This is a genomic window from Eggerthella sp. BIOML-A4 (assembly GCF_009875575.1).
GTDB classification, from domain to species: Bacteria; Actinomycetota; Coriobacteriia; order Coriobacteriales; family Eggerthellaceae; genus Eggerthella; species Eggerthella lenta.
This window is the reverse complement of record NZ_WWRX01000005.1, coordinates 88311-103719: the sequence shown is the minus strand read 5'-3', so window position 1 is coordinate 103719 and position 15409 is coordinate 88311. Positions and strand designations below refer to the sequence as shown.

The window sequence follows — 15409 nt, the reverse complement described above, 5'->3', positions numbered from 1 at the left end:
CCGCCGCAAGCTTCGTGCTTGCGGCGGCTTCGCGTTCACCAGCTCGAAAGATCTGCGAAAGCGACAATCATCCCTGCACCTCGCAGCCATCGTCGCCGATCAGCCGATGGGCCATCTCACTCCCGTTTCGCGCCAATCGTCCCAGTTCATCGCATCGCCGTCGATCTCCCACTGGATGATAGACGTGTACACGTGCTCGGGACCCACCACCGACGAGGCGTTGTAGTAGCGGGGGCGCGGGGCGTCGGGCACGTCGAACACGCTCATCCCGCCGTACGCGGAGGCATCGCCCCCGGCGGCCTCGAGCAGCGTCGCCGCGAGATCGACGTGTCCCGTCGGCACCGAAGAGCGCTTCACGGGCTCGTCCGAGCCGCCCGGCTGCGTCGAGGGCTTCACCAGCATGATAGGGCTGGTCGCACGCACTATGTCTTCGGCGATGTACCACTCGCCATGGTCGGCGGTCACCACGATGGTGGCCTCGTCGTACAAGCCCAACCGCTTGAGCTCCTCCAGGTACGCGCTCACGATGTGGAGAGATCCGAGGCCTTGCTCGATGGCGCCGGTTCCGTCCTCCACCGTCTCGGCGTTGCGGTTCAGCGTGTACGGCGGATGGGGGCCCGCCAGGTGAATGACGCGGAAGCTCCCCTTCTCGCCCAGGTCGGCAGCGCTCAGCCCCTGCTCTTTGAGGGTTGCGTAGTATCGCGCGTCGTTCATGGTCCACAGCGCGTTCACGGCGCTCTCGGCACCGCTGCCCAACGCAGCGCTGTTCACCTCGTCGGTGTAGAACCAGAACGGCGGCTTCAGCGCCCAGGGCAGACCGCGGTACAGCGAACACTTCACCAGCATCGCAACCGCCGACGGGTAGTCCAGCTGGTTCTCGCGAAGCTTGATGTTCTCCACCCGCTCGGACAGGGAGCCGATGGCATCGTTGATGTCGGTGGCGTACAGGCGCGTCTCGTACCCCTGCGCGTTGATGTCGTCGATCAGGCCGTGCTGCTCGTACCAGTCGATGATCAACGACGTGGAGAAGCCCTCATCGCCTTCGTCGAGGGACTGCCCCGTCAGCATCGAGGCCATGGCGTAGCGCGTGGGGATCATCGAGCCGGTGGAGTTGTCGAACCAGGTGAACCCGGTGAACTCGTCGAGGCAGCCGGGCCCCTCCTCCAGACCCTCCTCCAAATACAGCGTGTCGTACGTATCCAGCACGAACATGATGATGTTGCCGTTCGACGAAACCTCCGAGACTCCGTCGGTAGTGACGGAATGCCTCGCGGCGACAGGGGGCAAGCCGTCGGGCGCCGGCGCGGTGAGCAGGACTCCCAGGCTCACCGATTGCGCGACGACGCCCACCAGGCACAGCGCGGCGGCCGCGCCCTTGAACGCCAGCGACTTCCTCAGCGACAGGAACACCGCCGACCCGATGAGGACGATCCACACGGCGGCGCTCACCACGGTGGCCGTGGTGTAGTCGTCCCAAACCACCTGCGTGCCGTCGGCTGCGGGAAGAGATCCGTTCAGGAACAGGGCCTGCACGAAGCCGGCTACGCCCACGGCCGCCACGACCGCGAAGCACACGTTGAACGCCCTTCCCCGCAACAGCGACAACGCCAAGGCCAGCACGACAGTGCCCGCGAGCCCGAAGACGGCGAAGGGAACCCAGACGTCCGTCACCGTGAAGAGCAGGCTGTTCACGCTGCTGGCGACGATTTCCAGCGGAGCCACCACCGCGAACGTGTAGACCAGCATCAGCGAAGCCGCCAGCGAGAACAGGAAGCGCGCACGCCAGCACAGCGTCTCAGGCTTGCTCGACGATTGCTCGGCCTTCATTCTGCGCGCTTCCGATTCCGCCCTATCGAGGCGGTCTCGGTAATCGGACGCAAGCGGATCGAGCGCGTGCACCGCGCCTTCAACCTGTTTTCCCTCGTTCTCGTCGATGCGCAGAATATGCAGAAGATGTCTGCGCATGCGGCGCCAAACGACGCCGAGCACAGCCGAAAGCGCCACCGCGACGCCCGCCAGCGCCTGTATGGTGTAGGTCATGACCGAAGGGTCGACGTAGGCGTAGGCCGGCGAGGCGAAACCCAGCGTCAAAACCAGAGCGATGACAAGGGGGAACGCGACGTCGGACGCCGCAAGGCCGATGCGCGCAGCGAAGCGCGGCAGGCTGCTATCCCGCATGACGCACCTCCTCGTCGATCCAGCCGGCTACGCCAGCCCTATCCAGCCGGGATGCTCCGGACGCCTCGACGGCCCGGTCGCCCTGCTTCGCCAGCATGCGGTCAAGCAGATATGCGCCGGCGATCTCGCCCCCGCGACCCTTATGGTAGATCATGCGCGAACGCACCTCCTCGATACGGTTCCGCCAGGCTTCGGGGCGGGCAACCATGTCCTCCACGACATCGCCCAACCGCGGCAGCTCCTCCATGGCCAGCGACGCGCCGATTTGATTGCGGATGGCCAGATCGGCGGGCTCGATGCCCAGCTCTTCCCAATCGGGGTTGGTCACCTTCATGGGCGTGTCCACGAACACGCACGGCTTCATCGTGGTGAAGGAGAACTCGCAGGCGATGGAGGACCAGTCGGTGACCAGCACGTCGGCATCGTAGACCGAATCGGACGTGCTGAAGTCCTGCTCGAAGTAGATGTCGTCGCGCGACCACGACGCGTAGCGCTGCTGCAGCGACTCCCACCGGGCGTGATAGCGCTTGGTGTACTCGGGATGCGGACGCACGATCACGCTGAACCCGCGTCCCAGCAAGGGCTCGAGCACCTCGTCGGCGCACAGGTCGAGCAGGCAGTCCTCCTGCCACGACGGAGCGACGAGCACGACGGGACGACGCGACCCGGCGCCCTCGGCAGCTTTCGCGGCCTTGCGCGACTCGTAGGCCGCGATCTGCCGATCGAGCAGGTCGTAGCCGCATTCCACGAGATTGCGACGAGGGATATCCCGCATCTCCCCGGCGCGTTCGAGCTCCGCCTTCTGATGCGGGCCCACGCACAGAACGGTGTCGTAGTGGTCGAAAGCCTCCTTCGTGCACACCAAGTGCGTGGACGTCATATGATGGAACGCGTACACGTACTCGATGTCTTTGCGAATATACGAACGCTTGATGTAGAAATTCTCCAGATCGTCCAGCGTCATCACGGCAACGTCGCAATCGAGCTTCATCATGAGCGTGATCAGGCGCTTGTCGCCGATGTAGTACGGCATGAGGCGGGGATTTGCCTCATGCAGCTTGAACACCTGGTCGTTGGGATCGCTGGTAACGTAGTGAACGCACGCATCGGAGTTCGCCAGCAGCCATTCGACGGCGCCCTGGAAGTACTTGTAGAAGCCGCTGCGCTCGGAGTAGAACACGATATGCTTGCCGACCACGCTCATGAAGCGCTTGTAGTCCTCCTTCTCGCGCTTCGCCAGCGGATCGCGCTTGTACCAAGGCGTTTTACGCGCCGTGAAAGCGTTGAGCTCGTCCAGCTCCACACGACTTGCAGCGAGTTCGGCATAGTCGATATACTTCGCTGGCCGCATGATCAGGTTGCACAGGGCCTGCACCACGATGGCCATCAGGTTCGAGCATATCCAGTAGAAGGCCATGCCGGCGGCCACGTACACGCCCAGGACGAGGGACAACACGATGGACAGCCCGTTGGTGGTGTTCTTCTCCATCTTCGACTGCTCGCGCTGCAGCGGGTTGATCCTGTTCTGCGCGAAGCCCATCACCACCGCGGACAAACCGGCCAGAAGCGGCATGATCCAAGAAAGCCCTCCGTCTTCAATCGGCACCATGCCCAAGAACTCGGTTCCCGGAGCGCCGTGGTCGGTGATGCCGTGAATCACTTCCACCAGCCCGAACAGCACGAGAATCTGCGCCGCCAACGGAATGAGCGACAGCAGAGGATGATAGTGGTGCTTCTTGTTCAGCAAGGTCTGCTTCTCGCCGATGGCTTCGGCGTCGCCGAAGTACTTCACTTTGATGCGGTTGAGCTCCGGCATGATCTTGACCATGACGATGCTGTTCCACTGGCACCAAAGCGACAGCGGCATGAGAACGATCTTGATGATCACGGTGAACAGCAAAATAGCCATCCACCAGCTTCCTGTCAGATCGTAGCAAGGCTGAACGATGTACGAGAAAAGACGAGCGAGTGCTTCTAGCATATCCGTAATCCTGAATCCCCTTCGCGCGAAAAGCGCGGCAATTGATAATCAAGCAAGCAACCAGCTATTATACACAACGGCGGCAGCGAAGAACGGGAGACCGCAGGCTGGGCAGGCGAGACTCGGAGCCCACGGTCGCATGCCGCGCCGTTGTGGGGGGAATCGAGGCCGAAAACGCGGCTTTCGAGCGACAAGGCGTCGGCGATACCGGACGCTCCGGCGCTTACGCCCTTCGTCCAACCCCGCATGAGAAAGCCGCCGCAAGCTTCGTGCTTGCGGCGGCTTCGCGTTCGCTTGGTTTCGAGAGAGCCTATTCGTCCAGAGCTTCTGCAATCTCGTCAGTGATATCCATGACGTGGTAGACGTTCTGGAGGTCTTCCAGCTCTTCGAGGCGGTCGACAAGGCGCATGACCTTCTTCGCATCGGACACGCTCACCGTCGCGGGCGTAGTGGGCACCATGGTCATTTCGGCGCCCTTCGTGACGACGTCGGCTTCCTCGAGCGCCTTCTTCACGGCCATGAGATCGGTGGGCGACGTGTAGACGATCCACTCGTCCTCGGCGTCCTCGTAATCGTCGCCGCCGGCCTCGGCCACAGCGAGCATGAACTCTTCCTCGTCGGCAGCGGCGCCGTTCGGCTTCACGGGGTTCTTCTTGTCGCCGGTCTCGACCTCTTTGGGAACCATGATCTGGCCTTTGCGCTCGAACTGGAACGCAACGGAGCCGGACGTGCCCAGGTTGCCGCCCGCATGGCTGAAGGCCGCGCGCACGTCGGCGGCGGTGCGGTTGCGGTTGTCGGTCAGAGCCTCGCACAGCACGGCGACGCCGGCCGGACCGTAGCCCTCGTACACGACGGTCTCGTAGTTAGCGGAGTCCTTGCCGGAGCCGAACGCCTTGTCGATGGCGACTTTGATCTTATCTTTCGGCAGGGAGTAGCCCTTGGCCTTTTCGATGGCGGCCGCAAGCGATGCGTTGTTGTCGGGATTCGGGTCGCCGCCCTCTTTCGCAGCCACCGTGATGTTGCGCGACAGCTTGGAGAACAAGGCCGAGCGCTTCGCATCCTGCGCTGCCTTGCGATGTTTCGTTGTAGCCCACTTTGAATGCCCAGACATATACGTCCCTTCCAACATAGCAATACCAGCCGATTATTCTAGCACACCTGTCAAATCCCCGATAACCCTTCGCACGGTCTTCAAAAACCAGAACGACAGGTTTCGAGAAGAACACGGGACGGATGCGAGTCGGTAAGCAAGCGAACAAGCCGGTCCCTTGTCCGTACAATGCTGAGGTCGAGGATCTTACAAAGGGCGGATCCTCCCTATCATCGTGCGTATGGAAGGAGCACTGCCATGAAGGGAAACCAAGAACTTGTCGACGCGCTGAACGGTCTGCTTGCCAGCGAGCTGACCTCCATCAACCAGTACATGGTGCATGCCGAGATGGCCGAGGACTGGGGCTACACCCGCCTGAGCGAGAATTTCAAGAAGCGCTCGATCACCGAGATGAAGCATGCCGAGCGCCTCATCGAGCGCATCCTGTTCCTGGAGGGCACGCCTATCGTATCCCACCTCAACGACATGCACATCGGCGCGGAGATCCCCCAGCAGGTGAACAACGACCACGCCTTGGAGCTCGATGCGATCAGGCAGTACAACGAGGCCATCGTGCTGGCCGGCCAGGTGCTGGACTATGCCACGCGCGACATCCTCGAAGCCATCCTGCGCGACGAGGACACGCACCTCGACGAGCTGGAAGAGCTGCAGGACCAGATCGAGCAGATGACGCTGCCCACCTTCCTTTCCACGCAGAACTAGCACCGAACGGCGACGCGAGGACGAAGCGGGTTCGCACTTTACCGAGATAAAGCGCGAACCCGCTGAACGGTGGTTGACAACGGGTTGCGACCTGCGCACTATAGGAGGATGCAGCAAGAAACGGCGACGAGCCGCGCGTCATCGGTGACGTCTGCCATCCTCGAAGGAGACCTCATGCGCAACATCCACTGCCTCAACAACATCTCGGCGTACGGCACCGACCTGCTCACCGACGACTACCAGCTCGTCGACGACCTCACCCAGGCGGAAGGCGTGCTCGTCCGCAGCGCCGCCCTGCACGACACCGCGTTCCCCGAAAGCCTCCAGGCCATTGCCCGCGCGGGCGCCGGCGTGAACAACATCCCGCTCGACCGTTGCGCCGAAGAGGGCATCGTGGTGTTTAACACCCCCGGCGCGAACGCGAACGCCGTGAAGGAGATCGTGGTGTGCGGCCTCATGTTGGGCAGCCGCGACATCGCCGGCGGCATCGCCTGGTGCCGCCACAACGCCGCCGACGAGAACATCGCGAAAGCCGCCGAGAAGGCGAAGAAGGCGTTCGCCGGACGCGAGGTGAAGGGCAAGAAGCTGGGTGTCATAGGCCTGGGCGCCATCGGGGCGGAAGTCGCCAACATCGCCATCGATCTGGGCATGGACGTGTACGGGTACGATCCGTACGTGTCGGTGGGCGCAGCATGGCGCATCTCGAGCGCCGTCCATCACGTGACGAACCTCGACGACATTTTCCGCACCTGCGACTACATGACCATCCACGTGCCGGCCATGGAGGGCACTATCGGCATGATCGACGAACGCGCCTGCTCGCTCATGAAAGACGGCGCCGTGTTCCTGAACTTCTCGCGCGACACGCTCGTGGACAACGCTGCCATGGCCGCCGCGCTGGACTCCGGCAAGGTGCATGCCTACATCACCGACTTCGCCACGCCCGAGGTCATGAAGATGGAGCGCGCCATCGTGCTGCCCCACCTGGGCGCCTCTACCGCCGAGGCCGAGGACAACTGCGCGATGATGGCCGTGCGGGAGCTCATGGACTACCTGGAGAACGGCAATATCGCGAACTCCGTGAACTACCCCGCCTGCGACATGGGTCCCGTGCCCGACGGCCTGCGCCGCGTGGCCGTGCTGCACGCGAACGTCCCGAACGCCATCGCTCGCATCACGAACGTGTTCGGCGATGCCGGCGTGAACATCGAGAACATGATGAACAAGGCCCGCGGCGAGAACGCCTACACGATGCTCGACCTGGACGCCGGCACTCCGGGGCATCCCGATGACGCCATCGAGCGCCTGAGCGCCATCGAGGGCGTCCGCCGCGTCCGCGTGGTGAAGTAACGACTCCAAGGCGATACGGCACGTCAAAGAAGGCGCCGCAGTTCGCTTTTCGCACCCTCCTCCAACAAAAAAGGCGCCCCCGCGATTGCAGGGGCGCCGAGGCAGCACGTGGAAACGTCGCTTACGCGAACAGCTCGATGGTGTCGCCTTCCTTGAGCGTGACCATGGCCTTCTTCCAGGTGCGGGTCTTGCCCAGCTGGTAGCGAACGCGCTTCGGCTTCGGCTTCACGTTGAGCGTGTTCACCTTGACCACCGTCACATCGAAGATGGCTTCGATGGCCTGGCGGATCTCAACCTTGTTGGCGTCCTTGGCCACCTCGAAGGTAAAGGTGTTGCCCTCCATCTGGTCGTAGCTGTGCTCCGTGATGACGGGGCGGATGATGACCTCGCGGGGATCCTTCATTATGCAAGCACCTCCTCGATGCGCTTCAGGGCGTCGGCCGTGAACACGAGAGCCTTGTTGTCGATCAGCTCGTAGGTGTTCGCCGCGGACACGGGCAGGATGTTCACCGTGGGGATGTTGCGGAACGACAGATAGGTGTTCACGTCCTCGTCGTCGATGACGAGGGTGGTGCGACGCTCCAAGCCGAGGGCCTTGAGCGCGGCCACAGCCGCCTTCGTCGAGGGCTTCTCGAAGTTGAACGCGTCGACCACGAACAGCTCGCCGTCGGCCAGCTTGGCGGACAGCGCGGAGCGCATGGCCAGCTTGACCTCCTTGTTGTTCACGCGGAACGCGTAGGAACGCGGATGCGGGCCGAACACGGTACCGCCGCCGGCCCACTGAGGGGCGCGGATGGTGCCCTGACGGGCACGGCCGGTGCCCTTCTGGCGCCACGGCTTCTTGCCGCCGCCGCGCACCTGGCCGCGCGTCTTCGTGTCATGCGTGCCCTGGCGCCAAGACGCGCGCTGCGCGCGCACGACCTGGTGCATGACGGGCACGTTCGGCTCGATGCCGAACACGGAAGCGGCGAGGTCGGCGGTGCCGGCCTTCTTCCCGCTCGCGTCTTTGATCTCGATAGTCGTCATGATATACAAGCTCCTTATAGGTTACTTCAACTACGCCATGCGGACGCGAACGACGCCGTTCTTGCCGCCGGGGATGGCGCCCTTGACGAGGATGAGGTTCTGCTCCTCGTCGATGCGGACGACTTCCAGGTTCTTCACGGTCACGGTGTCGACGCCCATGTGGCCCGGGAGCTTGAGCCCCTTGAACACGCGGGACGGCGTGGCGCACTGGCCCACCGAACCGGGAGCGCGATGGAAGTGCGCGCCGTGGCCGCCCGGGCCGCCGCGGAAGCCGTAGCGCTTCATGACGCCGGCGAAGCCCTTGCCCTTGGACGTGCCGGTCACGTCGACCTTCTTCGTCTCAGCGAAAGCGGCCACCGTCTGCTGGTCGCCCACCTTGTACTCGCCGGCGTTCTCGACGCGCACCTCGCGCAGGTAGCGCGTAGGAGCCGTGCCCTGCTTGGCGAAGTGACCCGCCATGGGCTTGTTGACCTTCTTCTCCTTGATGGCGCCGAAGCCCAGCTGCACGGCCTCGTAGCCGTCGCTGTCCTTCGTCTTGACCTGACAGATCGTGTTCGGCTCGGCCTGGATCACCGTCACGGGCACGACACGGTCGTCCTCGTTGAAGATCTGGGTCATGCCGATTTTCTTACCATAGATGGCGTTGATCATATCGCACATCCCCCTTTACAGCTTGATCTCGATGTCGACACCGGCAGGGAGATCGAGGCGCATCAGGGAATCGACCGTGTTCGGGGTCGGTTCCAGGATGTCGATGAGGCGCTTGTGCGTGCGCATCTCGAACTGCTCGCGCGAATCCTTGTCGACGTGCGGGCCCTTGACGACGCAGTACAGGTTGCGCTCCGTCGGCAGCGGGATAGGACCGGACACCTTGGCACCCGTCTTCTGCGCGGTATCGACGATGAGCTTCGTGGACTGGTCCACGATCTCATGATCGTACCCCTTCAAGCGGATGCGAATCTTTTGATTAGCCACTTACTTTACCTCCGTTATGCTCGCGCGCACGCCCTAGGCGTTGCCGCCGGCCTTGCTGATAATTTCCTCCGCCACGTTCTTCGGCACTGCCTCGTACGAATCGAACTGCATCGTGTACGAAGCGCGGCCCTGCGTCGTCGAACGCAGGTCGGTGGCGTAACCGAACATCTCGGACAGCGGAACCTTCGCCTTGATGGTCTTGGCGTTGCCGCGATCGCCCATGCCCTGGATCTGGCCGCGACGGCTGGACAGGTTGCCCATGACGTCGCCCATGTACTCCTCGGGCGTCTCGACCTCGACGGCCATCATCGGCTCGAGAATGACCGGAGCGGCCTTCTTGAGCGCAGCCTTGACCGCCATCGAACCGGCGACCTTGAACGCCGCCTCGGAGGAGTCGACGTCGTGGTACGAACCGTCGATGAGCTCGATCTTGATGTCCACGACCGGGTAGCCCGCAAGCACGCCCGAGTTGATGGCTTCCTGGATGCCCTTGTCGATCGGGGTGATGTACTCCTTGGGGATCACGCCGCCCACGATCTTGTTCTCGAACTCGTAGCCCTTGCCGGCTTCCTGCGGGATCAGGTTGATGACCGCATGGCCGTACTGGCCGCGACCGCCGGACTGGCGCACGAACTTGCCCTCGACGTTGCGAGCTTCCTGCGTGGCCGTCTCGCGGTAGGCGACCTGGGGCTTGCCCACGTTCGCCTCGACCTTGAACTCGCGCAGCAGGCGGTCGACGATGATCTCGAGGTGCAGCTCGCCCATGCCGGCGATGATGGTCTGGCCGGTCTCCTGGTTGGTGGACACGCGGAACGTCGGGTCCTCCTCGGCCAGCTTCTGCAGCGCGATGCCCATCTTGTCCTGCTCGGCCTTCGTCTTCGGCTCGACGGCGATGTCGATGACCGGCTCGGCGAACTCCATGGACTCGAGGATGATCGGATGATCAGCGTCGCACAGCGTGTCGCCGGTCGACGTGTCCTTCAAGCCCACGACGGCGACGATGTCGCCCGCGGCGCAGCCGTCGATATCGACGCGCTGGTTCGAGTGCATCTGCAGCAAACGGCCGATGCGCTCCTTCTTGCCCTTCGAGGCGTTGGACACGTAGGAGCCGGAATCGAGCTGGCCCGAGTACACGCGGAGGTAGGTGAGCTTGCCCACGAACGGATCCGTCATGATCTTGAAGGCCAGAGCGGAGAACGGCGCCTTCACGTCGGAGGGACGCTCGTCTTCCTCGCCCGTGTCCGGGTTCGTGCCCTTGATGGCCGGCACGTCGATCGGGGACGGCATGTAGTCGACCACGGCGTCGAGGAGCTCCTGCACGCCCTTGTTCTTGTAGGACGAGCCCACGAACACGGGGTGGATCTGGCAGGCGATGGTGCCCTTGCGGATGGCGGCCTTCAGCTCGTCAACCGTCACCTCTTCCTCCATGAGGACCTTCTCCATGAGAGCGTCGTCGCAGTCGGCGGCGGCTTCCACCAGCTCCTGGTGGCGCAGCTCGGCCTCTTCGGCGAACTCGGCCGGGATGGCGTCCATGGCCTCGGGGTAGGTCATGCCCTTGTCGTCGGCCTTGAAGTCCCACGCGGTCATGGTGACCAGGTCGATGACGCCCCAGAAGTTGTCCTCGGCGCCCATGGGCATCTGCGCGGCGACAGCCGGCGCGCCCAGGCGATCCTTCATGGTCTCGATCGCATGGAAGAAGTCGGCGCCCACGCGGTCGTACTTGTTGATGTAGGCGATGCGGGGCACGCCGTAGCGGCTTGCCTGGCGCCACACCGTCTCGGACTGCGGCTGCACGCCGGCGACGGCGTCGAACACCGCGACAGCGCCGTCGAGCACGCGAAGCGAACGCTCGACCTCGGCCGTGAAGTCCACGTGGCCGGGAGTGTCAATAATCTGGAAACGGTACTCTTTGCCGTTGTCAGCCCCGCCGGGGTACTTCCAGAAGCACGTGGTGGCGGCGGCGGTGATGGTCACGCCGCGCTCCTGCTCCTGCACCATCCAGTCCATCGTCGCGGCGCCGTCGTGTACCTCGCCGATCTTGTGGGTCTTGCCCGTGTAGTAGAGGATGCGCTCGGTGGTCGTCGTCTTGCCCGCGTCGATGTGGGCCATGATGCCGATGTTGCGCGTATCCTTCAGTTCGATTTTCGCCATGAGTCGAATCCTCCCTTAGAAGCGGTAGTGCGAGAACGCACGGTTCGACTCGGCCATCTTGTACAGGTCCTCGCGCTTCTTCACCGACGCGCCGGTGTTCTCGGCGGCATCCATGATCTCGGCGGCGAGGCGCTCCTTCATCGTGTGCTCCTTGCGCTTGCGCGAGAAGTCGACGATCCAGCGAATGGCAAGCGTGGTGGCACGACGGGAGTTGACCTCCATCGGCACCTGGTAGGTGGCGCCGCCGACACGCTTCGGCTTGACTTCGAGCGTGGGGCGGACGTTGTCCATTGCCTTCTTGAAGACGGCCAGCGGATCGCCGCCGGTCTTCTCCTCGACGATGGCGAACGCACCGTAGACGATGTTCTCGGCGGTGGCCTTCTTGCCGTCAAGCAGGATCTTGTTGATCAGCTGCGTGACGAGACGGTTGTTGTACTGGGCGTCCGGCTGTACTTCGCGGCGGACTGCTGCTGCACGACGCGGCATGTGTTCTCCTTCTAGGTCCTGCGCGCTTCGGAACGGCTTTCTCTCCGTTCATTAGGCCGCCCGCCTGCCCCCTTTGGGCTCGGTCGGTTGCTGCGGCCCGCGCGTCTTAGCGGGTGTTACTTCGGGCGCTTGGCACCGTAGCGGCTGCGAGCCTGCTTGCGGTTGTCCACGGCGGCGCAGTCGAGCGCGGCGCGGATGACCTTGTAGCGCACACCGGGGAGGTCCTTCACGCGGCCGCCGCGCAGCAGCACCATGGAGTGCTCCTGGAGGTTATGGCCGACGCCCGGGATGTAGGCGGTCACTTCCATGCCGTTGACGAGGCGCACGCGGCAAACCTTGCGCAGAGCCGAGTTCGGCTTCTTCGGCGTGGTCGTGAACACGCGGGTGCACACGCCGCGCTTCTGCGGGTTGCCCTTCAGGGCAGGCGTCTTGCTCTTGTCGACTGCCTTCTTGCGGCCCTTGCGGACCAGCTGGTTGATGGTAGGCAAAGCTTCTCTCCTTTTACCTCTTGCTTGTCCGAGACGTCTACATACTCTATAGACGCTCGCTTGAACACCGTTTCCAAGTGCGTTCAGCTGATGCGCACACGAAAACGCTCGCCTCCTCGGAGACGCGAAGGTGAACTCTACCATCGCCCCTCAGGGTTGTCAAACGCCACGCATCCGGGAGTATCTATACCTCTTGAGAACCGTTATCGCAGGTGAAACCCACACTGGTGACGAATCCGTGGCGAAAAGTCCACCGTTTCTCAAAAATACTTCGAACCCGTCGGCAGCGTATCGCCGCCATCCCCGTCGACTTTCGCGGCTTGGAGCAGCGCGAGCATGTCCGGAACGTCCAGGCACGCCACCGGTGCGCTCCGGGCAAGCCGTTTGTCGGAGGTGACCAGGTAGTCGGCCTGGATGCGCTGGGCGGCGGCGAACACAGGGCCGTGCAGTACAGCGCCGCATCGAGCGCGGCAGCTTCCTGCACGATCCGAACCGCGTCGCCGCGCGACCGGCGTCGATCGGCGAAGAAGCGCTCCCAGATGCGCGAACCCTCTTCGGCCGCCTTCATCTTGCGGCGGCGCTCGGCTTCCGCGGCATCGCCTTCGGAAGCTCGCATGAGACGCGCCCGTCGCGCGCGGCCTACTGCGCGCCTTCGGCGATGAGAGCCTCCACGAGGCGGGCAGCGCCCTCCAGGTCGTCCACGGCGATGTGCTCGTCGACGGAATGGAAGGCGGCCATGCCCACGCCCAACGTGACGGGACGCACGCCGCGGGCGGCCAGCACGTTGGCATCGGAGCCGCCGCCGGAGCGATGGAACCGCGGCTCGAGGCCGGCCGCTCGGGAGGCACGGACGATGGCCTGCACGAGCTCGTCCTCCTCGTCGAACAGCACGGCGTCGTAGCTCTTCGTCCACTCGATGCTCACCGCGCCTCCGAAGCGCGCGGCGGCGGCCTCCAGCGCCTCGGTCATGGCCTCTTTCTGAGCCTCGGCGCGCTCGGCGTACAGCGAGCGGCACTCCCCCGCCAGCGCGCACGTGTCCGGCACGACGTTCGTCGCGCCGCCGCCCTCGATGAACCCGACGTTCGCCGTGGTGGCCTCGTCGAGCCGGCCGAGCGGCATGGACGAGACGGCCGCGGCGGCCATGGCGATGGCCGACACGCCCTCTTCGGGGCACACGCCCGCATGCGCGGCGCGTCCCGAGAACGTCGCGTTGAGCGACCAATGGCACGGGGCGCCCGTGATGATGGTGCCCGGAGCGCCGTCGGCGTCCAGCACGTAGCAAGGCGCGCCCGCGGGCAGCAGGCCGTCGGCCAGCGCGCTCGAACCCAGCAGATGCTGCTCCTCGCAGGTGGTGAGCAGCACGGTGACGTCGGGTCGAGGCGAGCCGGACTCGACGGCCGAGCGCACGCCCTCGAAGATGGCGGCCACGCCGGCCTTATCGTCGGCCGACAGGATGGTGTCGCCCGCCGAGCGCACGACCCCGTCCACGACGACGGGCTCGATGCCCGCGCACGGCTGCACGGTGTCCATATGCGCCGAGAACACCATATGCCCCGTCCGCGTTCCCGGAAGATGAGCGACAAGGTTGCCGGTATCCGAGCCGACGCGTTCGGCGGAATCGTCGAAGCTCACCTCGAACCCGAGCCTGCGCAGCTCGTCGGCGCATCGGGCCGCCATCGGGGCCTCGTGAAACGACGGGCTCTCGATGCGGACGAGCTCGCAGAACAGATCGAGCAGACGGCTCTCTTGCATGGACGTTCCTTCTTTCTCTCCTTCAGCCGCCAAGCTTGAACGCTCGGCAACGACGATGGGTTCGGTTACGGAAAGCCATTATAATCAGCAACAGCACCGTGCGCGCGAGAACCCGGGCAACGGGGCCGCGCGCTCCGTACCGCGAAATCGAGGGAGGTTCCGAGTGCAGGACATCATCAAAGCCTGTCGAAGCTATCGACGATTCGATGAAAGCGACCGCATCGACCGCAAGCTGCTCACCGCCTGGGTGGACGCCGCGCGACTGGTCGCTTCGAGCGGCAACGCGCAGCCGCTGCGCTACGCCATCGTCAGCGACGAGCGCGCCTGCGAGCGCGTGTTCTCGTGCTGCGCATGGGCGAAGGCCCTGCCCGACTGGCCGGGACCCGTGCCGGGCGAACGCCCGAGCGCCTACGTCGTGGTGTGCCGCGACAACGATCGCACATTGGCCGACACCTTCACCGCATGGGACGAGGGAATAGCCGCGCAAACCATTATGCTGCAGGCCGTCGAAGCCGGGTTCGGGGGCTGCATCATCGCGTCGTTCAAAAAGAGGAGCATGGCCGAAGCGCTGGGCGTCGACGCGGACCGCTTCCAGCCCGACCTCGTGTTGGCGTTAGGCAAACCCGTCGAAGACGTGCGCATCGTCGACCTTCCGGCAGGCGGTGCCACCGAGTATTGGCGCGACGAGGCGGGCGTGCACTACGTGCCCAAACGCGCGCTGTCGAGCGTGCTGCTGTAGCCCGCACCCGGCGCACGCCGCCCGGGCATCGCGCGCCTACGCTTCAGCCGCCTCGTACGCGATCTCGCGCTGCGCGTCGAGGCGGCGGTTGCGAAAGTACACGATCCAGTTGACGCCGATGCAGGCGAGGTTGATCAAGTACACCGCCAAAACCCAGTTCACCGAACCGGATGCGAACTTCGCGGCGATGCCGGCCATGTAGCCTGTCGTGATCAGGGCGATGAACTGCCAGCTGGAGCCAGCCGCCGTTGCCGCTTTGAAATTCTTGTACGCGTTGAGCGGCCACGACAAGCCGAAGCACACGAGCATCGCCGCCTCCAAGAGCTCTGACACGAGCCCACCATCTCCTTACCGCGCCGGATCGTTCTGCGATCGTCGGCCTCGCTTTCCTGCAACAGGCACCACCCTACGCGCTCGCCCCAGCGTTGTCCAATATAAATTTCATCCCCAATGATATGATAGATGTTATA

At 64.1% G+C, this 15409-nt stretch carries 16 protein-coding genes; 3 read left to right on the top strand and 13 right to left on the bottom strand.

Features of this window, described 5'->3' with window-relative positions; all coding sequences use genetic code 11:
• Positions 1 to 99: 99 nt before the first annotated feature.
• The 3 genes from GT613_RS05885 to GT613_RS05875 all read right to left on the bottom strand — a co-directional run bounded on the left by GT613_RS05885 (position 100) and on the right by GT613_RS05875 (position 5270).
• Positions 100 to 2178, bottom strand: coding sequence for a sulfatase-like hydrolase/transferase (locus tag GT613_RS05885; protein ID WP_009608894.1), 2079 nt, complete (start codon positions 2176 to 2178; stop codon positions 100 to 102).
• On the bottom strand, positions 2168 to 4159 hold the full coding sequence (gene yidC, locus GT613_RS05880) for a membrane protein insertase YidC (protein WP_035577319.1): 1992 nt from the start codon (positions 4157 to 4159) through the stop codon (positions 2168 to 2170). The genes GT613_RS05885 and yidC overlap by 11 nt, the downstream gene beginning before the upstream one ends.
• 310 nt (positions 4160 to 4469) lie before the next feature.
• Entirely contained in the window at positions 4470 to 5270 is an 801-nt protein-coding gene (locus GT613_RS05875) for a YebC/PmpR family DNA-binding transcriptional regulator (RefSeq protein WP_009304893.1), read from the bottom strand.
• 237 nt (positions 5271 to 5507) lie between these two features.
• Between GT613_RS05875 and bfr the strand changes: the two genes are divergently transcribed.
• Together bfr and GT613_RS05865 are read left to right on the top strand one after the other, a co-directional pair.
• Positions 5508 to 5972, top strand: coding sequence for a bacterioferritin (gene bfr, locus GT613_RS05870; RefSeq protein ID WP_009304894.1), 465 nt, complete (start codon positions 5508 to 5510; stop codon positions 5970 to 5972).
• Positions 5973 to 6146: 174 nt separating this feature from the next.
• On the top strand, positions 6147 to 7322 hold the full coding sequence (locus tag GT613_RS05865; RefSeq protein WP_021410594.1) for a phosphoglycerate dehydrogenase: 1176 nt from the start codon (positions 6147 to 6149) through the stop codon (positions 7320 to 7322).
• A gap of 121 nt (positions 7323 to 7443) precedes the next feature.
• Here the strand turns inward: GT613_RS05865 and rplW are convergent, their stop codons facing one another.
• From rplW to GT613_RS05820, 9 genes are all read right to left on the bottom strand, one after another.
• Positions 7444 to 7725: a 50S ribosomal protein L23 gene (rplW, locus tag GT613_RS05860; protein WP_009304896.1), complete on the bottom strand. Its 282-nt coding sequence runs from the start codon at positions 7723 to 7725 to the stop codon at positions 7444 to 7446.
• On the bottom strand, positions 7725 to 8348 hold the full coding sequence (gene rplD, locus GT613_RS05855) for a 50S ribosomal protein L4 (RefSeq protein WP_009304897.1): 624 nt from the start codon (positions 8346 to 8348) through the stop codon (positions 7725 to 7727). The genes rplW and rplD overlap by 1 nt, the downstream gene beginning before the upstream one ends.
• A gap of 30 nt (positions 8349 to 8378) precedes the next feature.
• The gene (rplC, locus tag GT613_RS05850; protein WP_369707138.1) at positions 8379 to 9008 is read right to left on the bottom strand and encodes a 50S ribosomal protein L3; all 630 of its coding nucleotides are present in this window, start codon (positions 9006 to 9008) and stop codon (positions 8379 to 8381) included.
• Positions 9009 to 9014: 6 nt separating this feature from the next.
• On the bottom strand, positions 9015 to 9323 hold the full coding sequence (gene rpsJ / locus GT613_RS05845) for a 30S ribosomal protein S10 (RefSeq protein ID WP_009304899.1): 309 nt from the start codon (positions 9321 to 9323) through the stop codon (positions 9015 to 9017).
• Positions 9324 to 9356: 33 nt separating this feature from the next.
• A complete protein-coding gene (gene fusA, locus GT613_RS05840; protein WP_009304900.1) occupies positions 9357 to 11474 on the bottom strand; it encodes an elongation factor G in 2118 nt (705 codons plus the stop codon).
• 15 nt (positions 11475 to 11489) lie between these two features.
• Positions 11490 to 11960 carry a 30S ribosomal protein S7 gene (rpsG, locus tag GT613_RS05835; protein WP_009304901.1) on the bottom strand — a complete coding sequence of 157 codons (471 nt, stop codon included), beginning with the start codon at positions 11958 to 11960 and terminating at the stop codon, positions 11490 to 11492.
• A 116-nt stretch (positions 11961 to 12076) separates the two neighbouring features.
• A complete protein-coding gene (gene rpsL, locus GT613_RS05830) occupies positions 12077 to 12448 on the bottom strand; it encodes a 30S ribosomal protein S12 (protein WP_009304902.1) in 372 nt (123 codons plus the stop codon).
• A 260-nt stretch (positions 12449 to 12708) separates the two neighbouring features.
• Positions 12709 to 12885 (bottom strand): hypothetical protein, encoded by a 177-nt coding sequence (locus GT613_RS05825; protein WP_156788359.1) that lies wholly within the window; start codon positions 12883 to 12885, stop codon positions 12709 to 12711.
• Positions 12886 to 13087: 202 nt separating this feature from the next.
• Complete coding sequence (locus GT613_RS05820; protein ID WP_009304903.1) at positions 13088 to 14200, bottom strand: M20/M25/M40 family metallo-hydrolase; 1113 nt, start codon at positions 14198 to 14200, stop codon at positions 13088 to 13090.
• A 163-nt stretch (positions 14201 to 14363) separates the two neighbouring features.
• Here GT613_RS05820 and GT613_RS05815 point away from each other — a divergent pair, with 163 nt between their 5' ends.
• The gene (locus GT613_RS05815) at positions 14364 to 14939 is read left to right on the top strand and encodes a nitroreductase family protein (protein ID WP_009304904.1); all 576 of its coding nucleotides are present in this window, start codon (positions 14364 to 14366) and stop codon (positions 14937 to 14939) included.
• A 36-nt stretch (positions 14940 to 14975) separates the two neighbouring features.
• On the opposite strand, the gene GT613_RS05810 is transcribed toward GT613_RS05815, so the two are convergent.
• Complete coding sequence (locus tag GT613_RS05810) at positions 14976 to 15272, bottom strand: hypothetical protein (RefSeq protein ID WP_009304905.1); 297 nt, start codon at positions 15270 to 15272, stop codon at positions 14976 to 14978.
• Positions 15273 to 15409 lie beyond the last annotated feature (137 nt).